This window comes from Saccharopolyspora pogona (genome assembly GCF_014697215.1).
In the GTDB taxonomy this organism is placed as follows: Bacteria; Actinomycetota; Actinomycetes; order Mycobacteriales; family Pseudonocardiaceae; genus Saccharopolyspora; species Saccharopolyspora hattusasensis.
Window position 1 is genome coordinate 6,489,153 of the sequence record NZ_CP031142.1, and the last position, 26,209, is coordinate 6,515,361.

The 26,209-nt window shown below is 68.7% G+C and carries 22 protein-coding genes and 1 pseudogene; 9 read left to right on the top strand and 14 right to left on the bottom strand.

Annotated features, from left to right (window positions below; all coding sequences use genetic code 11):
* Positions 1 to 38 precede the first annotated feature (38 nt).
* From gyrB to dnaA, 6 genes are all read right to left on the bottom strand, one after another.
* A complete protein-coding gene (gyrB, locus tag DL519_RS30145) occupies positions 39 to 2,012 on the bottom strand; it encodes a DNA topoisomerase (ATP-hydrolyzing) subunit B (RefSeq protein WP_190819805.1) in 1,974 nt (657 codons plus the stop codon).
* A 442-nt stretch (positions 2,013 to 2,454) separates the two neighbouring features.
* The gene (locus tag DL519_RS30150; RefSeq protein ID WP_190819807.1) at positions 2,455 to 2,991 is read right to left on the bottom strand and encodes a DciA family protein; all 537 of its coding nucleotides are present in this window, start codon (positions 2,989 to 2,991) and stop codon (positions 2,455 to 2,457) included.
* Between the two features lie 136 nt (positions 2,992 to 3,127).
* Positions 3,128 to 4,303, bottom strand: coding sequence for a DNA replication/repair protein RecF (recF, locus tag DL519_RS30155; RefSeq protein ID WP_190819809.1), 1,176 nt, complete (start codon positions 4,301 to 4,303; stop codon positions 3,128 to 3,130).
* 269 nt (positions 4,304 to 4,572) lie between these two features.
* Complete coding sequence (gene gnd, locus DL519_RS30160) at positions 4,573 to 5,460, bottom strand: phosphogluconate dehydrogenase (NAD(+)-dependent, decarboxylating) (protein WP_190819811.1); 888 nt, start codon at positions 5,458 to 5,460, stop codon at positions 4,573 to 4,575.
* Positions 5,461 to 5,610: 150 nt separating this feature from the next.
* Positions 5,611 to 6,735: a DNA polymerase III subunit beta gene (gene dnaN, locus DL519_RS30165; protein ID WP_190819813.1), complete on the bottom strand. Its 1,125-nt coding sequence runs from the start codon at positions 6,733 to 6,735 to the stop codon at positions 5,611 to 5,613.
* A 1,589-nt stretch (positions 6,736 to 8,324) separates the two neighbouring features.
* The gene (dnaA, locus tag DL519_RS30170) at positions 8,325 to 10,094 is read right to left on the bottom strand and encodes a chromosomal replication initiator protein DnaA (protein WP_190819815.1); all 1,770 of its coding nucleotides are present in this window, start codon (positions 10,092 to 10,094) and stop codon (positions 8,325 to 8,327) included.
* 617 nt (positions 10,095 to 10,711) lie between these two features.
* Here dnaA and rpmH point away from each other — a divergent pair.
* From rpmH to DL519_RS30195, 5 genes are all read left to right on the top strand, one after another.
* Positions 10,712 to 10,855: a 50S ribosomal protein L34 gene (rpmH, locus tag DL519_RS30175; protein ID WP_083822226.1), complete on the top strand. Its 144-nt coding sequence runs from the start codon at positions 10,712 to 10,714 to the stop codon at positions 10,853 to 10,855.
* 12 nt (positions 10,856 to 10,867) lie between these two features.
* Positions 10,868 to 11,314: a ribonuclease P protein component gene (rnpA, locus tag DL519_RS30180; RefSeq protein ID WP_190819817.1), complete on the top strand. Its 447-nt coding sequence runs from the start codon at positions 10,868 to 10,870 to the stop codon at positions 11,312 to 11,314.
* On the top strand, positions 11,314 to 11,652 hold the full coding sequence (gene yidD, locus DL519_RS30185) for a membrane protein insertion efficiency factor YidD (protein ID WP_190819819.1): 339 nt from the start codon (positions 11,314 to 11,316) through the stop codon (positions 11,650 to 11,652). The genes rnpA and yidD overlap by 1 nt, the downstream gene beginning before the upstream one ends.
* A 5-nt stretch (positions 11,653 to 11,657) precedes the next feature.
* Complete coding sequence (gene yidC / locus DL519_RS30190) at positions 11,658 to 12,590, top strand: membrane protein insertase YidC (RefSeq protein WP_190819821.1); 933 nt, start codon at positions 11,658 to 11,660, stop codon at positions 12,588 to 12,590.
* A gap of 143 nt (positions 12,591 to 12,733) precedes the next feature.
* Complete coding sequence (locus tag DL519_RS30195; protein ID WP_223840387.1) at positions 12,734 to 13,207, top strand: Jag family protein; 474 nt, start codon at positions 12,734 to 12,736, stop codon at positions 13,205 to 13,207.
* 68 nt (positions 13,208 to 13,275) lie between these two features.
* On the opposite strand, the pseudogene DL519_RS30200 reads toward DL519_RS30195, so the two are convergent.
* Positions 13,276 to 14,455, bottom strand: a pseudogene (locus tag DL519_RS30200) (IS30 family transposase).
* A gap of 610 nt (positions 14,456 to 15,065) precedes the next feature.
* Here DL519_RS30200 and rsmG point away from each other — a divergent pair.
* From rsmG to DL519_RS30215, 3 genes are all read left to right on the top strand, one after another.
* Positions 15,066 to 15,764: a 16S rRNA (guanine(527)-N(7))-methyltransferase RsmG gene (rsmG, locus tag DL519_RS30205; protein WP_190819826.1), complete on the top strand. Its 699-nt coding sequence runs from the start codon at positions 15,066 to 15,068 to the stop codon at positions 15,762 to 15,764.
* Positions 15,765 to 15,862: 98 nt separating this feature from the next.
* Positions 15,863 to 16,762: a ParA family protein gene (locus DL519_RS30210; RefSeq protein WP_223839738.1), complete on the top strand. Its 900-nt coding sequence runs from the start codon at positions 15,863 to 15,865 to the stop codon at positions 16,760 to 16,762.
* The gene (locus DL519_RS30215; RefSeq protein WP_190819828.1) at positions 16,759 to 17,760 is read left to right on the top strand and encodes a ParB/RepB/Spo0J family partition protein; all 1,002 of its coding nucleotides are present in this window, start codon (positions 16,759 to 16,761) and stop codon (positions 17,758 to 17,760) included. Before DL519_RS30210 ends, DL519_RS30215 begins: the two co-directional genes overlap by 4 nt.
* 133 nt (positions 17,761 to 17,893) lie before the next feature.
* On the opposite strand, the gene DL519_RS30220 is transcribed toward DL519_RS30215, so the two are convergent.
* Together DL519_RS30220 and DL519_RS30225 are read right to left on the bottom strand one after the other, a co-directional pair.
* Positions 17,894 to 18,844: a D-alanine--D-alanine ligase family protein gene (locus DL519_RS30220; protein ID WP_190819830.1), complete on the bottom strand. Its 951-nt coding sequence runs from the start codon at positions 18,842 to 18,844 to the stop codon at positions 17,894 to 17,896.
* Between the two features lie 97 nt (positions 18,845 to 18,941).
* Positions 18,942 to 20,285, bottom strand: coding sequence for an aminotransferase-like domain-containing protein (locus DL519_RS30225; RefSeq protein ID WP_190819832.1), 1,344 nt, complete (start codon positions 20,283 to 20,285; stop codon positions 18,942 to 18,944).
* Positions 20,286 to 20,781: 496 nt separating this feature from the next.
* Here DL519_RS30225 and DL519_RS30230 point away from each other — a divergent pair, with 496 nt between their 5' ends.
* On the top strand, positions 20,782 to 21,408 hold the full coding sequence (locus DL519_RS30230) for a GNAT family N-acetyltransferase (protein WP_190819834.1): 627 nt from the start codon (positions 20,782 to 20,784) through the stop codon (positions 21,406 to 21,408).
* Positions 21,409 to 21,631: 223 nt separating this feature from the next.
* Here the strand turns inward: DL519_RS30230 and DL519_RS30235 are convergent, their stop codons facing one another.
* The 5 genes from DL519_RS30235 to sigM form a co-directional block, all read right to left on the bottom strand.
* Positions 21,632 to 22,780, bottom strand: a complete 1,149-nt coding sequence (locus DL519_RS30235) for an N-acetylmuramoyl-L-alanine amidase (protein WP_190819837.1) — start codon at positions 22,778 to 22,780, stop codon at positions 21,632 to 21,634.
* Between the two features lie 289 nt (positions 22,781 to 23,069).
* Positions 23,070 to 23,399: a thioredoxin gene (trxA, locus tag DL519_RS30240; protein ID WP_168585933.1), complete on the bottom strand. Its 330-nt coding sequence runs from the start codon at positions 23,397 to 23,399 to the stop codon at positions 23,070 to 23,072.
* Between the two features lie 35 nt (positions 23,400 to 23,434).
* Positions 23,435 to 24,442 carry a thioredoxin-disulfide reductase gene (gene trxB, locus DL519_RS30245; RefSeq protein ID WP_190819839.1) on the bottom strand — a complete coding sequence of 336 codons (1,008 nt, stop codon included), beginning with the start codon at positions 24,440 to 24,442 and terminating at the stop codon, positions 23,435 to 23,437.
* Between the two features lie 206 nt (positions 24,443 to 24,648).
* A complete protein-coding gene (locus DL519_RS30250; protein ID WP_190819841.1) occupies positions 24,649 to 25,461 on the bottom strand; it encodes an anti-sigma factor in 813 nt (270 codons plus the stop codon).
* Positions 25,458 to 26,066, bottom strand: coding sequence for an RNA polymerase sigma factor SigM (gene sigM, locus DL519_RS30255; RefSeq protein ID WP_190819843.1), 609 nt, complete (start codon positions 26,064 to 26,066; stop codon positions 25,458 to 25,460). Before sigM ends, DL519_RS30250 begins: the two co-directional genes overlap by 4 nt.
* Positions 26,067 to 26,209: the final 143 nt, after the last annotated feature.

The following is a 26,209-nucleotide window of genomic DNA, read 5'->3' on the forward strand; positions in this document are numbered from 1 at the left end:
GCTTTCCGGGAAGTTCGGGGGCTTAGCGGCGCGGTGCGTCACACGTCGAGGAAGCGGACGTCCTTGGCGTTGCGGGTGATAAACGAGCGCCGGGCTTCGACGTCCTCGCCCATCAGCACGCTGAACAGCTCGTCCGCGGTCGCCGCGTCGTCCAGCGAGACCTGCAGCAGCAGCCGGGTCTCCGGGTTCATAGTGGTCTCCCACAGCTCGTCGGCGTTCATCTCGCCGAGACCCTTGTAGCGCTGGATGCCGTCGTCCTTGGGCAGCTTGCGGCCGGCTGCCGCGCCCTGTGCCAGCAGCGCGTCGCGCTCCTTGTCGCTGTAGGCGTACTCCGGCTCCGACCGCGGCCACTTGATCTTGTACAGCGGCGGCTGCGCGAGGAACACGTGGCCGTTCTCGATCAGCGGCCGCATGAACCGGAACAGCAGGGTCAGCAGCAGGGTGCGGATGTGCTGGCCGTCGACGTCGGCGTCGGCCATCAGCACGACCTTGTGGTAACGCAGCTTGGACAGGTCGAACTCGTCGTGGATGCCGGTCCCCAGCGCGGTGATGATCGCCTGGACCTCGTTGTTCTTGAGGACCCTGTCGATCCGCGACTTCTCCACGTTGATGATCTTGCCGCGCAGCGGCAGGATCGCCTGGAACCGCGACTCGCGGCCTTCCTTCGCGGAGCCGCCCGCGGAGTCGCCCTCCACCACGTAGAGCTCGCACTCCTCCGGGCTGTTGGACTGGCAGTCCTTCAGCTTGCCCGGCAGGCCGCCGATGTCCATCGCGCTCTTGCGGCGCACCAGCTCCTTGGCCTTGCGCGCGGCCATTCGCGCCTGCGCCGAGGACACCGCCTTGTTGACGATCACCTTGGCCTCGGCGGGGTTGCGCTCGAACCAGTCGGTGAGCCACTCAAAGGCGGTGGTCTGCACGAACGACTTGACCTCGGTGTTGCCCAGCTTGGTCTTGGTCTGGCCCTCGAACTGGGGCTCGCGGACCTTCACGGACACGATCGCGGCCAGGCCCTCGCGGACGTCGTCGCCGGTGAGGCTGCCATCCTTCTCCTTGAGCAGCTTCTTGTCCTTGGCATAGCTGTTGACCACGCGGGTCAGCGCCGACCGGAAGCCTTCCTCGTGGGTGCCGCCCTCGTGCGTGTTGATGGTGTTCGCGAAGGTGTAGACCGACTGGTTGTAGCCGGAGTTCCACTGCATCGCGATCTCCAGCTCGTAGTCCTTGCTGGCGGAGTTGAAGGACACCACCTTCTTGTGGATGGGTTCCTTGGTGGCGTTGATGTGGCGGACGAAGTCTTCCAGGCCGCCCGGATAGTGGAAGGTGCGCTCGGTGGCGCGGGCGGTGGTGCCGCTGGCGTCCTCGCCGGCCTCGTCCTCTTCGGCGGCGCGCTCGTCGCGCAGGACGATGGTCAGGCCCTTGTTCAGGAACGCCATCTCCTGCAGGCGACGGGAGATGGTTTCGGCGTTGTACCTGGTGGTTTCGAAGATCGTCGGATCGGCCCAGAAGGTGATGGTGGTGCCGGTTTTGTCGGTGCGCTCGCCGCGCTCGATTTCGGCGACGGGCTTGGAGTCCTCGTAGCGCTGCCGCCACACGTAGCCCTCTAGGTGGATCTCCGCCTCCAGCGCCGTGGACAGCGCGTTGACCACCGACACACCCACGCCGTGCAGACCGCCGGAGACCGCGTAGGAGTCGCCGTCGAACTTGCCGCCCGCGTGCAGCACGGTGAGCACGACTTCGAGGGTCGGCTTCTTCTCCACCGGGTGGATGCCAACAGGGATGCCGCGGCCGTCATCGACGACGCGCACGCCGCCGTCGGCGAGCAGGGTGACCTCGACCCTGGTGGCGTAGCCGGCCATCGCCTCGTCGACGGAGTTGTCCACGACTTCCTGCACCAAGTGGTGCAGGCCGCGTTCGCCGGTCGAACCGATGTACATGCCGGGACGCTTGCGGACGGCCTCAAGGCCCTCAAGAACGGTGATGGATGAAGCGTTGTATTCGCTCTTCTTCGGTGCCACGGGCCTCAATTTCTCCTTGAGCCGACTGTGCTGTCAGGTTGGCCGGTGCCGGTTCGAAAACACGCCCTGTCCCGCACCGCAGACCATTTCGGGGCGACTCATCTGTCGGCGCCGCACCCTGATGGGTGCCGTCGCCCAGCGCCTCGACGATCACATCGGTCGAAGGCGTCGGCCACACCCTGTCCTGATTCTACTGGCCCCCCGCGACAGAAGTAGGGCAAGGACACCCCTGACTTCCTCACAGGACGGAGAACTCGAATCAATCCACCATCCGAGAGCCTCGAGAGGTAGCCGGGGGATCTCGGTGGCGATCGGCCGCTTGCCGATCCGGCGGTGGACCGGCCCGCGGGTCTGCTCCTCGGCGCGACCGGGCCATTCGCCCCACCTCGCCTGGGGGCCGCCGGCCCGCGCGGGCCGGCGGCGAGCGTGTATCGGCAGGCTACTAGCCGTAGGTGTCGCGCGGGCCACGCCCGGGAATATGCCTGGGTCCGTGCCGCCAGCTCGGCGCGGCCGGGCCCTGCACCTTGATGCGGCGCACCACGTCGCGGCCGACGCCGTCGCTGATCCGCTTCAGGATCTGGCGCTGGAGCAGGCGCAGCTGCGTGGCCCACGCGGTGGACTGGGCCTGGACGGTGAGCTCGCCGTCCTTCAGCGCCACCGGCTTGGTGTGCTCGGCCACGTCGCCGCCGACCAGGGACGCCCACTTCGCGAAGACCTGGCCGCCGGAGAGGTGCTCGGTCCAGCCGCGCTCGCTGGCGATCCGGGCGGCCAGCCGACCCAGCGGCTGCGGATCGCGGTCGTCCGGGCGGGGCCCGGACCAGCCACGACGGCGGCGTGTCCGGACCGCGCCACCCTTCTTATTGCCGTCGCGCCGGCGGGCCGCGGACTGCTCCCGGGCGGCCTGCAGGGCGGCCCGGGCGAGGTCGGGACCGGACAGCGCGGCCCCGTCGGACCCGACCGGCGACGTCCCGGTATCCACCGGGAACGCTGTCGATGGTCCTGTTGATGGCGCCGAGTTATCCACACCATCCACAGAGTTATCCCCAGATGTGGGCAAATCTGTGGCGTTTCGGGCCGCGGCGATCACTCTGGGTTTACTTGACGACTGCGAACGGTTATAAGACACGTCGCACCTCGCCTTCCCGGACGTCGAATCGGGCACCGGTGAGCTCCGGCGGAACGTCCTCCGGCACCGCCGCGGTCACCAGCACCTGCTCGGCCCCGGCCACCAGGTCGGCCAGCCGGGCCCGGCGGTGGCGGTCGAGCTCGGCGAAGACGTCGTCCAGGATCAACACCGGCTCGGCGCCATCCTCGGTGAGCAGGTGGTAGGAAGCCAGCCGCAACGCCAGCACGAACGACCAAGATTCGCCGTGGCTCGCGTAGCCCTTCGTGGGCAGGTCGCCGAGCAGCAGTTCCAGGTCATCGCGATGCGGCCCGACCAGCGACACGCCGCGGTCGATCTCCTGCGGCCGGACCCGCTCCAGCTCGGCGAGCAGGGCCGCTTCCAGTTCCGCCGGGTCGGCGGCCTTGCCCAGCGGCACGCCGTAGCCCTCGGGCAGCGACTCGCCGAGGCTGCTGCGGTAGCGGAGGTCGGCTACCCGACCGGACGGCACGGTCGCCTCATCAGTCGCCGCGACGTTGGCATATGCGCTGGTCACGTGGGGTGCGATGGCGGCGACCAGGTCGAGCCGACCAGCCAGCAGCTCGGCGCCGAAGCGGGCCAGGTGGCCGTCCCACGCCTCCAGCGTGCGCAGGTCCGCCGAGCCGCCGCCCTTGCGCGCCGCGCCCGCGGACTTGAGCAGAGCGCTGCGCTGCTTGAGCACCCGGTCGTAGTCCGAGCGGATACCTGCGTACCGGGGTGACCGCGTGACCAGCAGGTCGTCGAGGAACCGGCGGCGCTCGCCCGGATCACCGCGCACGATCGCGAGGTCCTCCGGTGCGAACAGCACGGTGCGCAGGATGCCGAGCACGTCGCGAGTCCTGGCGACGGCACCGCGGTTGATCCGCGCCCGGTTGGCCTTGCCCGGCGTGATCTCCAGCTCGACCAGCAGCTCGCGCCCGCTGTTGACCACAGCGGCCCGCACGACCGCGCGCGCCGCGCCGTCGCGGACCAGCGGGGCATCGGTGGACACGCGGTGCGAGCCGAGGGTCGCGGCGTAGCCGATCGCCTCGACCAGGTTGGTCTTGCCCTGCCCGTTGGCCCCGAGCAGCACGGTGATGCCCGGCTCCAGGTCCAGGTCGGCGTGCGGCCACGACCGGAAGTCGGTCACTTGCAGATGACGGACGTACACGGCGATCCAACTTATTCGCAGCTTTCTTCGGTCGTCCGCCCGGTCGCCGAATTCGCGGATTCGACGCCTTTGTCGCCCTGGCGATTTGTCGGCAAATCGCCAGGACAGCGGGCGGCGGTGCTCCCTGGGGCGGGATTTTCCTGGTAGCTGCCTGGTGCGTTGAGTCGCTACCGCACCTCAACGTACTCAAGACACCTGACCTGCGGAAACAGCGAGGACGGTCGCCGGTGTTGATTTGTCGGCAAATCAACACCGCTTCCGGGCCCCGGTCAGTCCTCGGTCTTCTCCACGGCGTGGCCGCCGAACTGGTTGCGCAGCGCCGCGACCGCCTTCATGGCCGGGGAGTCCTCCTGGCGCGAGGCGAACCGCGCGAACAGCGAGGCGGTGATCACCGGCGTGGGCACGGCGTTGTTGATCGACTCCTCGACAGTCCACCGACCCTCGCCGGAGTCGTTGACGTAGCCGCGCAACTCGGCCAGCTCCGGGTCCTCCTCCAGCGCGCGGACCAGCAGGTCCAGCAGCCAGGAGCGGACCACCGTGCCGCGGCTCCACGCCTTGATCGTCTCCGGCACGTTAGTGACCACGTCCGACGCCGACAGCAGCTCGAAGCCCTCGGCGTAGGCCTGCATCAGGCCGTACTCGATGCCGTTGTGCACCATCTTCGCGTAGTGCCCGGCACCCACCGGGCCGGAGTGCGCGAAGCCCTCCGCGCGCGGGCCTTCCGGGCGCAGCGCGTCGAAGATCGGCATGGCGCGCTCGATGTCCTCGGCGTCGCCACCGGCCATCAGGCCGTAACCGTTCTTGGCACCCCACACGCCGCCGGAAACCCCGACGTCGGCGTACTTGATCCCGCGCTCGGCGAGCAGCGCCGCGTTAGCCTGGTCATCGGTGAACTTCGAGTTGCCGCCCTCGATCACCAGGTCGCCGGTCGACAGCAGCCCGGCCAGCTCCTCGACGGTCTGCCGGGTCGGGTCGCCGTGCGGCACCATGATCCAGACGATCCGCGGGCCGGCCAGCTTCTGCACCAGCTCCGCGATGGAAGCGACATCGCTGACGTCCGGGTTGCGGTCGTAACCGACGACGTCGTGACCGGCGGCGCGCAGCCGCTCACGCATGTTGAAACCCATTCGGCCGAGACCGACAAGTCCGAGTTGCACCGGATCTCCCTCTGCGAGCTGTGTATCGACTGGTTGGTCGGCGCGGATGGCCGGCCGCGGGGTGAGGACCACCAGCTGAATCGATCCGACCGGAGCCTAGCCATCGGCGTTCGCGGCTCCGGCCGGGCAGTGCGCCGGATGTGACCCAGGTCAGCCCGGAAGGCGGACCGGCATCAGGAGGTAGAGGTAGCCCTCCGCCACTTCGCCATCCTCTCCGACCGGTTTGACGAGGGCCGGGCGGTTGGCGGTGGTGAACTGCAGCTGGGCGCGCTCGGTCTTCATCGCGCCCAGCCCGTCGAGCAGGTAGGCCGGGTTGAACGCGATGGTCAGCGGCTCGCCGACCAGCTCGACCGCGAGCTCTTCCTCGGCGCTGCCCTCGTCGTCACCGCCTGCGGTCAGTCGCAGCAGCCGGTCGGAGAACTCCAGGCGCACCTGGGTGCCGCGCTGGGCGACCAGCGAGACGCGCTTGATCGCGTCGATGAGCGGGGCGACGTCGACGTCAGCGGTCACGGCGCTCTCGGCGGGCAGCAGCTGCCGGTACTTCGGGAACTCCGCGTCCAGCAGCCGGGTGGTGTTGCGGCGCGCCGTCCCGGACAGGCCGAGCAGGCCCTCGCCGGAGACCAGCGAGATCTCCACCTTGCCGCCGCCGGTGCCCAGCGTCTTCGCCGAGTCGGCGAGGGTCTTGGCCGGGACGAGCACCGCGGTGTCCTCCATCGAGGTGCCCGGCTTCCAGGTGATCTCGCGCATCGCCAAGCGGAACCGGTCGGTGGCGACCATGGTCAGCTTGTCGTTGTTGATCTCCATCCGGATGCCGGTGAGCATCGGCAGCGTGTCGTCCTTGCCGGCCGCCACCGCGACCTGGCCGACGGCCTCGCTGAACAGGTCGCCCGGAACCGAACCGGCGTGCTCGGGCATCGCGGGCAGTTCCGGGTAGTCCTCGACCGGCATGGTCGGCAGGCTGAACCGCGAGCTGCCGCAGGTGATGGTGACGCGAGAGCCGTCGACGGTGATCTCGACCGGGCGGGCCGGGAGCGCCTTGGTGATGTCTGCCAGCAACCGCCCGGAAACGAGGGTGCGTCCGCTGGCGTCGATCGAGGCGTCGATGGTGACCTGGGCCGAGACCTCGTAGTCGAACCCGGAGATGGTCAGCGCCTCCCCGGAGCTCGCGTCGAGCAGCACTCCGCCCAGCACCGGAACCGGTGGGCGCGACGGCAGGCTGCGCGCGACCCAGGCGACGGCGTCGGCGAGACCGTCACGTTCCACGCGGATCTTCATGGGTGTCCTTTCGGTTCCAGCCGTGGCTCGGCTGCCGGAGAACTGTGTAGAGCTGGAGCGCAGCTCATCGGGTCGGTGTAGTCGGTGTGCCCCGCGCCCCTCGCAACGAGGACGAAGCGGTCCCCCACGAGCGCCGTGCACGCGAAGTCGGCTCGAGCTCGACCCGGAGTTCACGCCGGCGGCCTCCGCAGGAGTTCCACCGTAGAGCGTGCGCCGCGATCTCCGCATCCGGGTCCGAGCAGTTCGTGCTGCCGTCCTGGCGGGTCCAGGTCGAGTTGTCCACTTATCCACCGAGCCTTCTTCTCTTTTTCTTTTTTCTTCAAAGAGAAGAAAAGACCGTAGTAGTAGTAAGGGCTGTGAGTTGTGGGGACAAGTGTCGTTTGGGCTGGTCGGACGGCGTGGTCGGTTGTGGATGAACACGGGATGTAACCGGGGACTACGACGTCCTGGTTGTGGACAACTTTTGCCCCACCTCGGTTTATCCACAACCACCCCGAGTTGTCCACAGTTCCATCCACAGCTTTCGGCCCGGTTATACCCACCCCCTGTTGGTTTTGGGGTCCTCCACCGATCAGGTTGTGGGCAAAGCTGTGAAAGCGTTGTGGTCAACCCGGCTCCGCTCTGTGGGCAGCCTGCTCCAGCTTGTGCACAGCTTGTGGATGAATTGGGGAAAACTCCAGGTCAGGCCTGGGGATAAAGAATCTGTGGATAACTCGGGCCTTGCCGTTGACATGGCGGACTTTTTTACCGATGGGGTGAGGCGAAGACCACCCGGGTCCCCAGAAAAATTCGGCGCGCCAACTCCCTCCGCGAGTGCGTAGCGCGCTTGATCAACCTCGGAACGTGGTGGTTTGCTGTCCGGGCGCGCGCCCCGCTGCCGGTTCGCGGCCTTCGATTCGCGCGCATCCCGGGCTCCGGCGGCCCGCGAAGCGGCCCGAAGTTTTCTGTCGGGGCGGTCTGATGCGAGCCGGGTGGTCCAACAGAAACCTCTCGACGTCCCCGGCGGGCCCCGGGACGTCCGGCGCGCGCCGCGAAGCGCGCAGCGACCAACGATGTCCCGGAGCCCCGCTCCGGGACATCACGGCGCGCGGCCGGAGTGATTCCCCACGGGCCGCGACGGGAGAGCTTTCTGTTGAAGGGGGTGGCTCGCGCCAGGCGAGGTCAGCAGAAAGATTCGCCGCGAGAGGCGAAGGAATCACACCGGGGACCCCGAGACGGCCCCGCAGCGGCCATTTGAGCGGCCCGGCCCTTCTGACCTCGAACTTCTCAACAGCACCGCGGAATCAGGCAAGCAGCGAAGGCGCGCACTCCTTCCTGCGCACAAAACCGCCGCTGCGATGCTCGACGCTGGGCTTGCGGGAGCGGTCGCAAGCGGCGAAGCCGCTTAGCCCACCTACGGCCTTTGCCCCACCGCGGGTTCTCAGACTGTGCCCACCCCGTCGGGGTTCTTGGCGAGGCCAGTCCCCGAAGCCGCGTATTGGGCATACGTAAATTGGGGATCACGGAGTCCAGGCGGCGTCTGTAATTCCCGCAGGGGGCCGCTCTACCCGCACCGCCACGCAGGGACGCCCCCAGTTTCCTTTGAGAGGTCAGCGGGACTGCTGCTTGATTCGGGCCGTGAGCTCTTGGACGTGCTCGTAGACGCGGCGCCGCTCGGCCATCTCCTTGCGGATCTTCTTATCCGCGTACATCACCGTCGTGTGGTCGCGGCCGCCGAAGTACTGGCCGATCTTCGGCAGCGACGAGTCGGTCAGCTCCCGGCACAGGTACATCGCGATCTGCCGGGCCTGCGCCAGCGCCTTCGTCTTGCCCGGGCCGCACAGGTCGTCGATGGTCACGCTGAAGTAGTCCGCTGTCACCGCCATGATCGTCGGCGGGGTGATCTCCGGGGTCTGCGAGTCCGGGATCAGGTCGCGCAGCACGATCTCGGCCAGCTGCAGGTCGACCGGCTGCCGGTTCAGCGACGCGAACGCGGTGACCCGGATCAGCGCCCCCTCCAGCTCGCGGATGTTGCGCTCGATCCGGGACGCGATGAACTCCAGCACGTCGGCCGGCGCATTCATCCGGTCCTGGGCGGCCTTCTTGCGAAGGATCGCGATCCGCGTCTCCAGCTCCGGCGGCTGGATGTCGGTGATCAGGCCCCACTCGAACCGGGTGCGCAGCCGGTCCTCCAGGGTGCGCAGCCCCTTCGGCGGCCGGTCCGAGGACACCACGATCTGCTTGTTCGAGTTGTGCAGCGTGTTGAAGGTGTGGAAGAACTCCTCCTGGGTTCCTTCCTTGCCCTCCAAGAACTGGATGTCGTCCACCAGCAGCACGTCGACGTCGCGGTACCGGCGCTGGAACGCCACCTGCCGGTCGTCGCGCAGCGAGTTGATGAAGTCGTTGGTGAATTCCTCGGTGGACACGTAGCGGACGCGCATCCCGGGGAAAAGCCGCTGGGCGTAGTGGCCGACCGCGTGCAGCAGGTGCGTCTTGCCGAGCCCGGACTCGCCCCAGATGAACAGCGGGTTGTACGCGCGGGCCGGTGCTTCCGCCGCGGCGACGGCGGCGGCGTGCGCGAAGCGGTTCGAGGAGCCGATGACGAACGTGTCGAAGGTGTACTTTGCGTTCAGCCGGGTCTGCGAGGTCGGCGGCGCATGCTTCGGCGCGGTGAACGGCTGGCCCTGGTGCGGCTCGCCCGGTTGTCCGGCGCGGCCGAAGGTCGGCCAGATCTCGTTGGCGGACTCGTCGGCTTCCGGCTCGGTCGCCGCGCTCTCCGGCTCGTCGGTTTCGCCGTCGCCGTCGGCATCCAACGGCGACGGAACCTCGCCGTTGGGCCATTTGAACTCGGCCGTCGAGAAGTCGATCCCGGGGTGCTTGTCCGGTGCCGCGTGCCGCCCTCCGGCGTCGGGCACCGAACCAGGCACCGGACCTGTGACGGGCCCGCTGATCGAGCCGGTGTGCGCGGTGTTCCCGAAAGCTTCGGGCCCCCGCCCGAAGCCAGGCGCGGAGACGAACGGATGCCCGGAGTGATCGGCACCGGTCGGAGTACCGGGACCGCGGCCGGACCAGGAATCGGCCGACGAGGGTGCCGCGACCGGGCGGGTGGGCGCGGGAACGGCGGTGTCCACCTTCACCGCCAGGGACACGGCGCGGCCGAGCCGGCGGGAAAGCGCGTCGGTGATCGGGTCGCGCAGCGCGCGCTCGATGGCTTCCTTGGCGAAGTCGCTCGGCGCGGCGAGCAGCGCGGTACCGTCCAGCAGCCCGATCGGTCGGGTCACCCGCATCCAGGCGCGTTGCTGAGGCGAGAGCGTGCCGGAAGACAGCTCCTGCACCACCTCATCCCAAACTCGAACGAGATCGGCTTGGTGGTCGGACACCGCCTTGCTCCCCTCCCCTCGCTCGCGCAGCCCCCGGTGCGGTCCCGGGCCAGGCTCCCACGGTGCTCGGGCGCGGGCGGTGTCACGGGACGGTGGGGCCATACTCAAGTGGACACCTGTTCGAGCAGGTGTCCACAGAGTTGTCCACAACTTGTGTATGAAGGTACGGCAGGCCGCTCCGGTGATCCCTCCTGGGGCGGCTGTACCGCTGCGATCGAGGTCAGGTGCCCACCGAAGACCGGTGCTCCCATACGCCGGTCCGCGCATCGCAGGGGGGCACGCTAACAAGGTCGCGCCCGCGTCACAAGCGACTCCCGGAGATGCCACGAAGATCGGGATGTGTCAGCCTGGTGGCCTCCGGTGCGGCGGTTGTGCCCGGTAATCGTCGCCGGATGGCGACCCCGGTTCAGCGTCCTCCGCTGCCACTGCGTACTCTCGTACAGTCCCCCCGCTTCCTGAGCGGGCATGTCACTGCGCCGAGATTCCGGCGCCGTGCACCGCTCGGTGTTCGCCGATCGCCGCACGGCCAGCGACTGCGGCTCGCGAAACAGGGACACCTTGACCGAACCGTGGTTCACCGTGGCCATCGGTGCCTGTAGTAACCGGGAGATCCGACCGTGAGCAAGGGCAAGCGCACTTTCCAGCCGAACAACCGCCGCCGTGCCAGGAAGCACGGGTTCCGGCTGCGCATGCGCACTCGGGCCGGCCGGGCCATCGTGGCCTCGCGCCGTCGCCGGGGTCGCGCGCAGCTGACTGCCTGATCGCGTCCGGCCGTGCTTCCCGCGGCAGCCAGGCTGACCAAGCCCCAGGAGTTCCGCCTGGTGGTCCGTCGTGGTCGCCGGATCGGCCGGTCCCGCCTGGTGGTCCACGTGCTGGGTCCGGACCAGGCTCGGGACCTCGGCCCGCACCACACCGGCGAGGCCTTGCCGGAAGCCGAAGCGAAAACGGCACCCACCCGGAATTCGGATGTCTCGACCCGGGTGGGTTTTGTCGTGAGCAAGGCCGTGGGGACGGCCGTCGTCCGGCACCGGGTCACCCGCCGTCTCCGGCACCTGATGCGCGACCTCCTGCCGGCGTTGCCCGCTGGCACACTGGTGGTGGTCCGCGCCCTGCCGCCCGCGGCAGGTGCATCCAGTCGTGAGCTCGGTGCGGATCTCGACGTGGCGCTGCGCAAGCTCCGCGTCCTCTCCCCCGATGTTCCGGCGACGGGTTCCAGGTGATGGCTTCGGACGAGCGCCACGACGACAGGCTCCGCGCCCCTGTTCGGCGCCCGGGCCCGCTCGCCTGGGTGCTGCTCGGTCCGGTGCACGTCTACCGCAAGGTGATCTCCCCGCTGCTGCCGCCGTCGTGCCGGTTTTACCCGAGTTGCAGCACCTACGCGGTCGAGGCGCTCACCGTCCACGGCCTGTTCCGCGGTGGCTGGTTGACCCTGCGCAGGTTGCTGCGCTGCGGCCCCTGGCACCCTGGAGGCCTGGACCCCGTTCCACCGCCCCGTGAGCGGTCCGCGGCGGGCGACCCCGTTGGTGGCCGCGTACCCGAGAAACCTGCCGAGGAGTAGCCCGCGTGCTGGACTTCATCTATTACCCGGTGTCGGCCATCCTCTGGTTCTGGCACAAGGTGTTCGGCTTTGTGCTGGATCCGGCCAGCGGCTACGCCTGGGCGCTGGCGGTGATCTTCCTCGTCTTCACGCTGCGCGCGCTGCTGTTCAAGCCGTTCGTGCACCAGGTGCGGTCGATGAAGAAGATGCAGGAGTTCGCGCCGCAGATCCGAGCGCTGCAGGCCAAGTACGGCGGCGACCGGCAGAAGCTGGCCGCCGAGATGCAGAAGATGCAGGCCGAGCAGGGCTTCAACCCGATCAGCGGCTGCCTGCCGATGCTGGTGCAGGTCCCGGTGTTCATCGGGCTCTTCCACGTGCTCAACGGGTTCAAGCCGGGCGCACCGTCGAACTACATCTTCAACGCCGACGACGTGGCCTCGTTCGTGGCGGCCGATCTGTTCGGCGCGAAGCTGTCGAACACCATCAGCCAGACCCCCGAGGTGCTCGCGACGTTCGGCACCGACCGGGTGGAAATGATGCTGGTCGGTGTGCCGCTGATGATCGCCGCCGCGATCGCCACGCACTTCACCGCGCGCCACTCGGTGCAGCGGCAGACCGCCGACGCGGCGGCCAACCCGCAGACGGCGATCATGAACCGGATGACGCTGTGGATCTTCCCGATGTTCGCAATCATCGGCGGTCCGTTCCTGCCGCTGGCCATCCTCATCTACTGGTTGGCCAACAACTTCTGGACGCTGGGTCAGCAGCGCGTGGTGTACCGCCGGATCGACCGCGAGGAGGCTGCGCTGGCCGGCGCGCCCGTGGTCGTCGAATCCACTGCGGTGGAGACGGACACCACGCGGGCCGCAGACCCGGCGGCCAAGGACCAACCCGGTGAGATCCCCGGGGTGATCGAAGACCGTTCTCGCGACGCGGACAAGCCGGGCGAGTCCCGCTAAGTCCGTCGCGAACCCTGGAGAGGAGACACCCAGTGTCCGAAACCGTGCAGGAGTCGAGCCCGTCCCCGGCCGAGCCCCAGACCGACAGCACCGAGAACACCGAGACGGACAGCACAGAGAACACCGAGGCCGAAAAGTCCGAGGTGTCGAACACCGAAGGTCTCCTGGTGCAGGAGGGCGACATCGCGGGTGACTACCTGGAGCGGCTACTCGACCTGCTGGACTACGACGGGGACATCGACCTGGACGTCGAGGCGGGTCGCGCGGTGGTGAGCATCGACGGCGGCGACGATCTGGAGAAGCTGGTCGGCGGACGCGGCCAGGCGCTGGAGGCGCTGCAGGAGCTGACCCGGCTGGCGGTGCAGCAGGAGACCGGCGTCCGCAGCCGGCTGATGCTGGACGTCGCGGGCTGGCGGGCGGGCCGCCGGCAGGAGCTGACCGAGCTCGGGCGCTCGACTGCGGAGACCGTGCTGGAGACCGGCAAGGAGGCGCGGCTGCGCCCGATGACGCCGTTCGAGCGGAAGATCATCCACGACGCCGTTGCGGCCGTCGACGGCGTGCACAGCGAGAGCGAAGGCGAAGAGCCCAACCGCAAGGTCGTCGTCTTCAAGAGCTGACTCCTGCCCCACCGGCGCCCCTGGCCCCGCTTTGGCGGATTCTTGGGGTCCTTGCAACACCTGATGACCTACGTGGTTGTCAGTAGATCACGCAGACGCTCGGCTGGGGTTCTCCAGCCGAGCGTTTTGCGTGGTCGGCTGTTGAGTTGTTGGGCGACGTGCTCAAGGTCCGCCGCAGAGTGGATGGACAGGTCGGTGCCCTTGGGAAAGTACTGGCGCAGCAGGCCGTTGGTGTTTTCGTTGCTGCCACGCTGCCAGGGAGAGTGCGGGTCGCAGAAGTAAACCGGCACCCCGGTCGCCACGGTGAACTGCTTGTGGGCGGCCATTTCGCAGCCTTGGTCCCAGGTCAGCGAGCCGCGCAGGTGCTTGGGCAGGGTCGCGATCAGGGGTACCAGGACGTCGCGGACCTCCTCGGCGGTGTGCCCGCCGGGCAGGTGCCCGAGCATCACATACCGGGTGGTGCGTTCGACCAGGGTCACGATCGCCGACTGCGACCCGGTGCCCACGATCAGGTCGCCCTCCCAGTGCCCTGGCACGGCCCGGTCCTCGACCTCGGGGGGCCGGTCGGAGATCATCACCATCTCGTCGACGAAGCGAGGCGTGCGTTGTGCAGGCTGCCGGTGTGGCTTGCGGCGGGTGCGTCCAGTGCGCAGCGCGTCCGCGACCTCGCGTCGTAGCCCGCCGCGGGCCTGAACGTAGATCGCTTGGTAGATCGTCTCCGTACTCACCCGCATGCTCTTGTCGTCGGGGAACTCCTCCACCAGAGCGTGACAGATCTGCTCCGGAGACCACCGTTCCCGCGGCTTGGTTGCGACGTAGTCGCGTAAGGGCCCGTCCTGAGCGAGCTTGGCCGTCTTCGGTCGGGCGCGACTGCCCGCCCACGCCCGCTGCGCCGCGTGCGGCCGATAGACCCCGTCGACCGAACGGGCGTCGATCTCGCGCTTGATCGTGGACGCCGACCGGCCCAGTGCCCGCCCGATCGCCCGCAGTGAGGCGTCCCGGCTGGAGTAGATCAGCGATCGTCTCCCGCTCCGCCACCGTGAGAAACCGGGGGTGCAGGTCAGCCTCAACCGCTGCGAGGGACGGTGCTGACGAGGCGGCGACGATCGTGGTCACACCGGATTTGTAGTCGATCTTGCGGCCATCGTCATGGATCCGCACGTGCCCTTGCTTACGCCAGCCGCGATCCCAGTCCTGCGCGGTGCGCACGTGAACACCCACCTGCGCGGCAGCAGCACGCCGCGACACACCCAGTGCACGAAGGCGCTCGTAGGCCGGACGCCCCGGGTGCCTGGCAGGACCCGCCTTTCCCTGCCCTCGGATGCCGGCCTTGCGCGCCCACCCGTAGGCCGTGTTCCGGTTCACTCCCACCACACGGGCAGCGGCCAGAATGCTGCCCGACTCCCGGTCGAGCGCCTCGAAGAACCGAACCCTCAACTCCTCAGAAACCACGATCCTCGCAACTCCCTGAAATCCAGGGTGTTGCGAGGATCGCTAGAACCCGCCCTCGGACCGGCGGGGGCACCGTCCTATTCCGGCCCGTGTTTCACGTGAAACGCGGCGGTTGGACGAGACCTCGATGCGTTCGCTTCCCCGAAGGAACGCCCGCGCCGTCGCGGGTTCTCAGACGTCGCCTGGCGAGTAAGGCCTTACGTCCAGTTGTAATTGCGCGAATCGGGGATCTGGAGCCCAGGCGGCGCCTGAGGTTCCGCCGCCCGCATCGCCACGCGAGTTGAGCCGATTCCCCCAAGGAGGTTTCACGTGAAACGCGGGTTGCCGTGTGACTGCGGATTGCGATCCGGCAGGCTTAGGTGAACACACCTGGTTCCACGTGAAACATCGACACGGGGTGAATGCTTTGACCGGAGGTGCGCCATCTGAGGCGCGGGTCGTATTCGGCGAGCGGCTGGCGTTGGCGGAACGCTTCGTCGAGTTGCTCCAGGAGCACGGAATCCGCCGCGGTCTGATCGGTCCGCGCGAACTGGACCGGCTCTGGGAAAGACATTTATTGAACTCTGCGGTGATTGCGGAGTTGCTGCCACCGAATTGCCGGGTGTTGGACGTAGGCTCTGGGGCGGGGTTGCCGGGCATCCCGTTGGCGATCGCCCGCCCGGATCTGGACCTGACCCTGTTGGAGCCGATGGCTCGACGGGTGACGTGGTTGCAGGAAGTCATCACCGAGTTGGCGCTCACCGTCGAGGTGGTGCGTGGACGTGCCGAGGAGGGCCCGGTGCGCGAACGGCTGGCCGATCAGGACGTCGTGACCGCGCGTGCCGTGGCGCCGATGGAACGGCTCGCGAAGTGGTGCCTCCCGCTGCTTCGGACCGGGGGCCGGCTGCTCGCCATGAAGGGCGAGAGCGCGGCGGAGGAACTCGAACGGGATGCGGCGGCGATCGCTGCGGTCGGCGGCGGTCGCGGCGAAGTGGTTTCGTGTGGTGTCGGTGTGATCGAGGTGCCGACGACCGTCGTCGTGGTGGAGCGGGTCGCGGCGACCCGAAATGCGTCCGGTCGGCGTCGTGACGGTGCACGTCGAACGAGAAAGGATCGTGGACGGTGAATCCGGAGTCAAACGGAGCGGGTCGTGTTTCACGTGAAACGAGGGGGCGTGCAATGGGCGGGCTTCGGTTCCCCTCCGGGCCGGGAGGCGAGTCGTCGATGAGCAGCTTCGGCAAGGACGACATCGGCTGGACTCCGATCATGGAGGAGGCCCAGCGGGCGACCCGGGTGCTGCACCCGGAGACCCTGGAACTCCCCCGCCCCACCCATCGGCGGATCATGACCGTGGCCAACCAGAAGGGCGGCGTCGGCAAGACGACGAGCACGGTGAACCTCGCGGCCGGGCTGGCGCTGCACGGGCTCAACGTGTTGGTCATCGATCTCGACCCGCAGGGCAACGCGAGCACCGCGCTGGGCGTCGAGCACCGCTCCGGCGTCCCGTCGGTGTACGAGGTGCTGCTCGGTGAGATCAGCATCGCCGACGCGGCGGCGCAAAGTACCCAGTCGAAGAACCTGTGGTGCGTGCCGGCGACGATCGACCTGGCGGGCTCGGAGATCGAGCTCGTCACCATGGTGGCGCGCGAGGGTCGGCTGAAGGAGGCGCTGAACTCCGAGGTGGTGGACCAGCTCGCGCCCGACTACGTCCTCATCGACTGCCCGCCGTCGCTAGGGCTGCTCACGGTGAACGCGTTGGTCGCCGCGAACGAGGTGCTGATCCCGATCCAGTGCGAGTACTACGCGCTGGAGGGGCTGGGCCAGCTGCTGCGCAATATCGAGCTGGTGCAGGCGCACCTCAACCCCGCGCTCTGGGTGTCGACGATCCTGTTGACCATGTACGACGGACGCACCAAGCTGGCGGACCAGGTGGCCGCCGAGGTGCGCGGCCACTTCGGGGACCTGGCGCTGCGGACGGTCATCCCACGGAGCGTGAAGATCTCCGAGGCCCCCGGCTTCGGGCAGACGGTGCTGACGTACGACCCGGGCTCGCGCGGGTCGATGAGCTACCTGGACGCCGCTCGGGAGATCGCCGAGCGGGGTGCTGAGAGGAAGACAGCATGACCGAGCGTCGAGGTGGTCTTGGCCGCGGCATCGCCGCGCTGATCCCCAGCGGTCCCCCGGCAGGCGCTCCCCCGGCGGGTGCCGACGGCGCTGCGTTGCGCAGACCGGTGCTGCGCGGACCGAAGCCCGCCGAACCCGCGGCGGAGCCGGTTTCACGTGAAACCGGCGGGACCGTGGCCGGCGCGGTCTACCGCGAGATCGCCATTTCCTCGATCACGCCGAACCCCAAGCAGCCGCGTCAGGTCTTCGACGAGGAGGCGCTGCAGGAGCTACAGCACTCCATCCGCGAGTTCGGTCTGATGCAGCCCATCGTGGTGCGGGAGCTGGAGACCGACCAGTTCGAGCTGATCATGGGCGAGCGCCGGTGGCGCGCTTCCCAGTTGGCCGGGCTGGAGTTCATCCCGGCGATCGTCCGCAAGACGCAGGACGACGAGCTGCTCCGGGACGCGCTGCTGGAGAACATCCACCGGGTTCAGCTCAACCCGCTCGAAGAGGCGTCGGCCTACCAGCAGCTGCTGGAGGAGTTCGGTGTGACGCACGACGAGCTGGCCGACCGGATTGGCCGCAGCCGCCCGGTCATCACCAACACCATCCGGCTGCTGCGGCTGCCGATGGTGGTGCAGCGGCGGGTAGCGGCCGGGGTGCTCTCGGCCGGGCACGCCCGCGCGCTGCTCGGCCTGGACGACGCCGGGGCCCAGGAGGATCTGGCCAAGCGGATTGTCGCGGAGGGCATGTCGGTCCGGGCGACGGAGGAGGCGGTGACGCTCCAGAAGTCGGAGGGCCCGGGGAAGGATAAGGCGGCGGCGAAGAAGCCGATCCAGGCCCCCGGCTTCGACCGGTTGGCAGATCGGCTGTCGAACCACTTCGACACCAGGGTCAAGGTGGAGCGCGGCCAGCGGAAGGGGCGGATCGTCGTCGAGTTCGGGTCGGTCGACGATCTCGAGCGGCTCGCGGAGTTGATCTTGGGCGATGAAGCGTTGCGGATCCGCGATCAATGACACCGAGATCTTTCGTCACGGTGACAATTACTCTCGGTAACTGAAAACCGCAAGATGTGATCGCTAATCGCGGAACGAAAGAGGGCCGGTCTCCGACGGAGACCGGCCCTCTTGTTTCACGTGAAACAGCGGATCACCGCGATCGCGCGATCGCGCGATCGACGAGCGTCGCGAAGACCTCCCCCAGTGACCGTCCGGCGGCCTCGACCGCCATCGGCAGCAGCGAGGTCTCGGTTAGTCCGGGCGACACGTTGACTTCCAGGAAGTGCGGCGTCCCGTCCCGGTCGATGATCGCGTCCGTCCGCGAGACGTCGCGGAGCCCGAGTAGTCGGTGTGCGGCGATCGCCAGCTCGCCCGCAGCGGCGGCGGCTTCGGCCGGGACCTCGGCGGGTGCGTGGTAGCTGGTGAGCCCGGCGGTGTAGCGGGCGGTGTAGTCGTAAACCCCGTCCGCCGGCTCGATCTGCACCGCGGGCAACGCCTCCGGTCCATCCGGCCCGTCGATGACGGTGATCGCCACCTCGGTCCCCTCGACGAACTGCTCGACGAGCACCGCGTCGCCGTAGGACAGCGCGCCCACCATCGCCGCGGGGAGCTCGGCGGCGTCGCGCACCACGTGCGCGCCCAGCGCCGACCCGCCCTGGTCCGGCTTGAGCATCAACGGCAGCCCGAGCTTGGCCACGAGCGCGTCCAGCACGGCCTGCGCGCCGAGCTCGCGGAACGTTGCATGCGGCAACGCAACCCAGTCCGGCGTGGCAAGCCCGGAGCGCGCCAGCTCGGCCTTGGCGGTCGGCTTGTCCCAAGCCCGGCGGCAAGCATGCGGGCCGGTGCCGACGTACGGGACACCGACCATGTCCAGCACGGCCTGCACCGCGCCGTTCTCTCCTTCCCCGCCGTGCAGGGCGACCACGACGGCGTCGGGGCGCTCCTGTTCGATGCGGGACAGCAGCCGGGCGTCGGCATCCCACTCCGCCACGGTCGCGCCGACCGAACGCAGTGCGGCGGACAATCGGCGCCCGGAGCGCAGCGACACCTCGCGCTCGTGCGACAGCCCCCCTGCGAGCACGGCAACCCAGCGATCAGACACTCAACACACCCCTGGAAAGTAGTAGTCCACTGTGCTCAGGAGGACTCCTGGTGCACAGTGGACTGTTTGGATTTCGGGCCAGGATTCGGCGAAAACTCTACGCTGTGTCGGGCGACGGAGCCTGCGGGCCCGGGACGCTACGCTGGGGCACCGTGCCGAAGGTGCGGACCAGCTCCATCTCCTCGGTCAGCGTGTTGGCCAGCCGTCGGACGCCCTCGCGGATCCGCTCCGGTGTCGGGTAGCAGAACGACAAGCGCATCTGCCGGCTGCCGAACCCGTCGCGGTAGAACCCGGTGCCCGACACGTACGCGACCCGCTGGGTCACCGCGCGGGGCAGCATCGCCTTGGTGTCCACGCCCTCCGGCACGGTGAGCCAGACGAAGAAGCCGCCGTCGGGGCGCGTCCACGTGCAACCCGGCGGCATGTACTGCTCGAGCGCGCTGAGCATCGCGTCGCGCCGCTCCCGGTACTGCTCCTGGAAGATCTTGATCTGCCCCAGCCAGTCGTGCGTGCTCAGGTAGCGGGACACGATCATCTGGTTCAGCGTGGGCGGGCACAGCGTGGCCGACTCGGCGGTCAGCACCAGCTTCTCCCGGATAGCGTGCGGCGCCAGCACCCAGCCGACGCGCAGCCCGGAGGCGAACGTCTTGGAGAACGAACCGAGGTAGACGACGTTGTCCGCATCCATGCTGCGCAGCGCGGGGTGCGGCTGGCCGTCGAATCCGAGCAGGCCGTACGGGTTGTCCTCCACCACGAGGATGCCGTGCTGGGCGCAGATCTCCAGGATCTCGGAGCGCCGCGGCAGGGCCAGCGTGATGCCGCCCGGGTTGTGGAAGTTCGGAATGGTGTAGAGGAACTTGATCCGCTTGCCCTGCGCGGTCACGTTGGCGATGGCCTGGCGCAGTGCCTCCGGCTGCAGGCCGTCCTCGTCCATCGCGACGTGCACGACCTCGGCCTGGTACGCGGCGAACGAGCCGAGCGCGCCGACGTAGGACGGGCCCTCGGCGAGGATGACGTCGCCCGGGTCGCAGAAGATGCGGGTGACCATGTCCAGGGCCATCTGGGAGCCCGCGGTGACCATCACGTCGTCCGGGTGCGCGGTGATCCCCTCCAGCGCCATGACCTCGCAGATCTGCTCGCGCAGCTCCGGCACGCCGTGCGCGGAGCCGTACTGCAGCGCGACCTGGCCATCGACGGAGATGAGGCGGGCGACCTCGGCGGCCAGCGAGTCCAGCGGCAGCGCGGCGAGGTTCGGCATGCCGCCGGCCAGCGAGACCACCTCGGGGCGGCTCGCGACTGCGAAGAGAGCTCGGATCTCGGAGGCAGTCATCCCGGTGGTCCGCTCCGCGTAGTGCGCCCGGTACGCGTCCAGGTTGCGTGCGGGCTTCTCGGGCGGGCTGGGCTGTTCCGGCGTGGCCGGCTGGCTTCCGTGGTCCGACATATCGCGCTCCGGTTTCGGTTGTGCGCTCTGCTCATCCCCGTGGGGACGATCGGGCGATTCTATAGGGCCTATCGTCACAACCCACCCGCCATGTAACGAGCACCTCGCAATAGAGGGTCTCCGATCTCGTTCTGCGTGGCGGTGCGGGTGGCGGCACCTCAGGGGCCTTCTCGACCCCGGGATCCCCGACTGGCGTTGGGGCTGGCCTCGCGAAATAGCTCCGGAGCACCCGCGGCGGTGCAGGTTGCATAGGTGGGCCAAGCGGCTTCGCCGCTTGCGGCAGCTTTGAGCGCATACCGTTCAGGTGTCGCCGTGGCGGTTGTTCCGGTGGCGCTGGTGGTGGCGGCTCCGTGATCGGTTGGTCGGGGGTAAGCGATCTCACCCCATCGGGTTGCTGATGGCGTGCGCTGTGGGTTCCGGTGCCGGGCTGCGGCGGCTTATCCTGGCGGCATCCCGCCGCATGTGCGCGGGTTCGTGCGGGTTTCCAGGAGGTCAGGTGTCGCGACGCGTCGTCGGCGTCACGCTGGACAACCTCGACCACCTGCCCCAGCGGTGTCGCCGATGTGTTTTCTGGGAGTTGGCGCCGCACGTCCGGGAGCAGGCCGAGGAGTTCGGCGAGACCGAACTGGAGAAGGAGGCTTGGGTCTCCAGCGTGCTGCTGGAGTGGGGCTCCTGCGGCCGCATCGTCTACGTGGACGGCGTTCCGGCGGGGTACGCGATGTACGCGCCGCCCGCGGCCGTGCCGCGCTCCAGCGCCTTCCCCACAGCCCCGGTGAGTGCGGACGCGGTGTTGCTGACCGCGCTGCGCGTGCTGCCGGAGTTCGAGCACGGTGGGCTGGGGCGGATCCTGGTGCAGAACGTGGCGAAGGACCTGACCCGGCGCGGGGTGAAGGCCGTGGAGGCCTTCGGCGACCTGGCGGGCTCCGCCGAGAGCTGCGTGATCCCGGCGGGCTTCTTGCAGCAGGTCGGCTTCAAGACGGTTCGCCAGCACCCCAAGTGGCCCAGGATGCGGCTTGAGCTGCGCACCGCGATCTCCTGGAAGGAAGACGTGGAGGCGGCGCTGGAGCGGCTGCTGAGCTCGGTGACGATCAAGACGGCCGAACCGGTCGTAGGCGGCGCCTGACCGGCTGAACGGGCCCGGCAGGGTGGCCAAGTCGACAGGTCACCAACTCGGAGAGGTCACCAAGTCGAGGTCGAGAGGCCACCAAGTCGAGAAGTCACCAAGTCGACAAATCCCCCAACCATCTGGGGAAATCTTCCGCATCGCAGAACAGAAGTTTTGTTTCCGCAATTTCAATGGAAATCGGACCTTCGATTTCCATTGAAATTGCGGCGGACCAGCGCGGTCAGGCGCCCTCGGCGCGGGCGAGTTCGTGGCGCAGCAGGTCGTCGAAGGTGAACGTGCCCGTCGGCTGGTCGTCCTTGCCCAGCAGGTACAGCCGCTTCACCGCGACCAGCAGGCCCTCCGCGACGACGTCCCGGAACGCCGGGTCCAGCAGCCGGCTGCGGTCCCGGGCGTTGGTCAGGTAGCCGATCTCCATCCGCACCGCGGGCATCCGGGTCAGCCGCAGCACGTCCCAGGTCTTGGGGTGGGTGTGGCAGTCGCGCAGCCCCGTCCGGGCCACGATCTCGCGCTGCAGGAAGCCCGCCAGCGCCTCCCCCACGGTCGACGTGGTGCCGTTGCCGGTGCCGAAGTGGAAGCTCGCCACGCCCTCCGCCAGCGGCGACTGGTTGGCGTCGATGTGCAGCGACAGGAACATGTCGGCGCCGGCCTCGTTGGCGAAGCCGGCCCGGTCGGCGTCCGGCGGGCTGGCGTTGGGCCCGCGGGTGATCAGGGCCTCCATCCCGGTGGCGACCATCCGGCCTTCCAACCGGCGGGCCAGGTCCCAGGTCAGGTCGGCCTCGTGCACGTTGTCGATGTACACCCCGCGGTCCGCGCCGCCGTGGCCTGGGTCGATCACGATCCGCTTGCCGCGCAGCCGGGGCCCCGCGCGCCGCACCTTCTCCTGCTCGCGCAGGAGCACCGGCCGCCCGCCGCGGACCTTCGGCGCGAGCTGCTTGAGCGCCCGTAGCGTGCCCGGCCCGCAGATGCCGTCGGGGGTCAGCCCGTAGTCGCGCTGGAAGCTGCGCAGCGCCTGCTCGGTCTCCCGGCCGAAGATGGCGTCCGGGCGGCCCGTGTCGAAGCCCAGCTCCAGCAGCCGCTCCTGCAGCGCGAAGACGTCGTCGCCGCTGATCGGCTTGGACACCAGAAAGGCCAGCGACCGGTCGCCGAGCCGCCAGCGCGCGTCCGTCAGCGCCCGGTAGGTCGCCGGGCCCACGACGCCGTCGGTGATCAGCCCGCGTTGCTGTTGGAAGACCCGAACCGCTTGTTCCACCGCGTCGTCGAAGATCGACGGTCCCGTCCGGGTGTTGGCCGGAAGCAGACCCAACGCCGCAAGGGTGTTCCTGATCTCGGCAACAGCCGGACCGACGTCACCGCGGTGGAGCAGCTGCATGCACTCCTCGCTCGATTCAGGCGCCGGTACTGGCACCGACGCGAAGCATGGCCGGGTTTGCCCCGGATTCCCGTTCTGCGTGCCGGGTCCGGAAGGCGGACCCGTCGGGTCATTGTGCCTTGTGCACCGGGACCCGGCGCTACGGCCCACGACCACCGGGGTGGACGTGCGACAACGGTCCGTGGGTGGGTGATCTCGTTCGGTGCGCAAAAGCACGATCCCGCCGTCACTGTCCTATCGACTAGACGGCGGGACCGCGTTATTCGGTTGCGTCAGATGGAGTCCGATTTCACAGGTACTCGGACAGGTCCGACTCCAGCGCCGCCTTCGGCTTGGCGCCGACGATCTGCTTGACCGGCTGGCCGTCCTTGAACAGCAGCAGGGTCGGGATGGACATCACCTGGTAGTCGCGCTGCAGGCTGGGGTTGGCGTCGATGTCCAGCTTCGCGACGGTGATCTTGTCCTTGTGCTCGCCGGCGATCTGCTCCAGCACCGGGGCGACCATCTTGCACGGGCCGCACCAGTTGGCCCAGAAGTCGACCAGGACCGGCTTGTCGCTGTCCAGGACCTTTTCCTTGAACGTCTTCTCGTCCACGACCACCGTGTTGGTGTCGGCCATGTTCCTTCTCCCTGTCGGTTTGGTGCTGCCTGGAGTCAGTTCGCCGAGCCGGGCCCGTAGCCGCCACCGACGAGCTCGGCGGCCACCTCGGCCTCGGGCACGTCGTGCTCAGCGAGCCAGCGCTCGGCGTCCATGGCGGCGGAGCATCCGGAACCGGCCGCGGTGATCGCCTGCCGGTAGGTGTGGTCCACCAGGTCGCCCGCGGCGAACACGCCGGGGATCCCGGTGTGCGTGGTGGGCTGCTGGACCTGCACGTAGCCCTCGGCGTCCACGGTGACCTGGTCGCGCACCAACTGGCTGCGCGGGTCGTGGCCGATCGCGACGAACATGCCGGTCACGTCCAGCTCGGAGGCCTCGCCGGTGACCGTGTCGCGGAGCTTCAGGGTGCTGACGGCGTTGTCGCCGACGACCTCGGTGACCGCCTTGTTGGTCAGCCACTTGATCTTCTCGTTGGCCCGGGCCCGCTCCAGCATGATCTTGGAGGCGCGGAATTCCTCGCGGCGGTGGATGATCGTCACCGACCGGGCGAAGCGGGTCAGGAAGGTGGCCTCCTCCATCGCCGAGTCACCGCCGCCGATGACGGCGATGTCCTGGTCGCGGAAGAAGAAGCCGTCGCAGGTGGCGCAGGCGGACACGCCGTGGCCGAGCAGGCGCTCCTCGCCCGGGATGCCGAGGTAGCGGGCGGCGGCGCCCATCGCGAGGATGACCGCCTTCGCGCGGTACTCCACACCGCCTGCGAACACGGACTTCACGCCGGCGCTTACTTCCCCTGGGGTCAGGTCGAGGCGCTCGACGTCCTCGGCCCGCAGCTCGGCACCGAAGCGTTCCGCCTGGGACCGCATCTGCTCCATGAGATCCGGGCCCATGATCCCGTCGGAGAAGCCCGGGAAGTTCTCCACGTCGGTGGTGGTCATCAACGCGCCACCGAACTGGGTGCCCTCGAAGACGAGTGGTTCGAGCTCCGCCCGTGCGGCGTACACCGCAGCGGTGTACCCGGCAGGGCCAGAGCCCACGATGATCACGTTGCGGACGTCGCCAGTCACCGCGCCCCTTCCGTCGTAGCGTCTCCGCCGCGCTCGGCGCGCGACGGTACCCGGCTCAACGCGATCCTATTCGGGTCTGTTCCCGATCACGGAGACGCCGTGCCGGAGGGCACAGCGGAGCCGACCCCGTCCCACGGATCGGGAGTCGGTGAGGCGCGGCGGCCGGGTGCGGATCGCACCCGGCCGTCAGCACGTGGGAGGCGTTCCTAGCCGCCGAAGGTGGAGTCCGAGACCTTGGCCGGGTTGCCCGGGCCGCACTCGGGTCCCACCGCTAAAAGGCGGAACTTGCCGATGGCGCCGCCTTGCAGAACCAGCAGCTGGGCGGGTTTCCCGTTGAGCGTTATCTCCCGCGCGCCCAGCGGTTTGCCGCTGTTGACGCCGTTGGCCTGCAGGCAGCCGATGAGCCATTGCGGGTCCGTCAGCGCGCTGCTGTACTGCTCGGACTTCATGATCTCGCCGAACTGCTCGCCGTTCAGCGTGACCTGCTCCCCCCGCAGCGCCAGCGGCGCCGGTGCCCCGCCGGTCGCGGCCGGCTGCGGCTGCGCCTGGTTGCTGCCTGAGGTGTCCGTGTTGCTGGGCAGGACCGAGAACACCACGGCGGCGGCCGCGGCGGCCACCCCGGCCAGTCCGGCGCCCAGCGTGAACCGCCTCCGGCGGCGCTGCTTGGCCGCGGCGAAGTCGATCACCTGGCCGCCCTGCTCGGCGGGCGGTGCGACGGGCTCGGCCGGCGGCGCGGTAGCGGCCTGCTGCTGGGCCCAGGCCCGGACCTCGTTCTCCAACGCGGCGTCGATGCGGGCCGAAACGTCGTCGGGAATCGTCAGCGGCGGCAGCGCCGCCAGGTCTGCGCTAGTGGCGTCCAACGCCGCCAGGATCTCTCTGGCCTCCGGGTCGTCCTGGACCTGGACGCGCAATTGATCGGCGGTCTGCTGGTCCAGCACTCCGGCGTGGAGATCGGCCAGCAGGTCCACGGACCACGGTGGCCCCTGCGGCGCCCCCGTGCGCCGTTGTTCACCACTCATCGTCCCTCCCGTCGACGCATGGCCATCGCGTCATCTGGGACGTTCGCATCTGCACTTGGGTTCCGCAGGTGTCCCAGAAGTTTGGCGAGTTTGGCCCGCCCGCGCGCGCACCGGCTTTTGATGGTTCCCTCCGCAACCCCCAAGATCGCTGCTGTCTCGGCCACGGAGTATCCCTCCACGTCCACCAGCACGATCGCGGAGCGTTGATCTTCGGGGAGTTCGGCGAGCGCCTCCTTGACGGCCATCTTGGTGTCCTGCTCATCGATGGCGTCGCGGGGAACCGCCGGTTCGGTCGGGCCGGTTTCCGGCAGCGGCACGGTCGGCCGGGCCTGGCGGCGGCGGATCCGGTCCAGACAGGCGTTCACCACGATCCGGTGTAGCCAGGTGGTCACCTGGGATTCGGCGCGGAACGACGAAGCGTTGCGGAAGGCCGAGATCATGGCGTCCTGAAGCGCATCGGCGGCGTCTTCGTGGTCGCGCATGGTTCGCAGCGCCACTGCCCACAGCCGATCCCGATGTCGGCGGAAGAGCTCGGAGAACGCATGTGGATCTCCGTTGGTATGCGCCGCTATGAGTTCGGCGTCCGAGCTGACGGGGACAGACACGGAACAGAACTTTACTGTTCCTGTGAAACGGCACACCCGCCACATTGACCAGCGGCGAATCTTTCGTGTTCAGGCGCTGTCGTCCCAGGGGTTCGATCCCGCTCGCGGGGGCTCTTGCGAACGCTGGTCCAGTCCACAAGCGG

Coding starts and splice junctions, on each gene's coding strand:
- dnaN (WP_190819813.1), bottom strand. CDS start 6,735: ATGAAGATCCGCGTGGAACGTGACGGTCTCGCCGACGCCGTCGCCTGG.
- yidD (WP_190819819.1), top strand. CDS start 11,314: ATGGCTTCGGACGAGCGCCACGACGACAGGCTCCGCGCCCCTGTTCGG.
- DL519_RS30210 (WP_223839738.1), top strand. CDS start 15,863: ATGAGCAGCTTCGGCAAGGACGACATCGGCTGGACTCCGATCATGGAG.
- DL519_RS30215 (WP_190819828.1), top strand. CDS start 16,759: ATGACCGAGCGTCGAGGTGGTCTTGGCCGCGGCATCGCCGCGCTGATC.
- DL519_RS30225 (WP_190819832.1), bottom strand. CDS start 20,285: ATGTCGGACCACGGAAGCCAGCCGGCCACGCCGGAACAGCCCAGCCCG.
- DL519_RS30235 (WP_190819837.1), bottom strand. CDS start 22,780: ATGCAGCTGCTCCACCGCGGTGACGTCGGTCCGGCTGTTGCCGAGATC.
- trxA (WP_168585933.1), bottom strand. CDS start 23,399: ATGGCCGACACCAACACGGTGGTCGTGGACGAGAAGACGTTCAAGGAA.
- DL519_RS30250 (WP_190819841.1), bottom strand. CDS start 25,461: ATGAGTGGTGAACAACGGCGCACGGGGGCGCCGCAGGGGCCACCGTGG.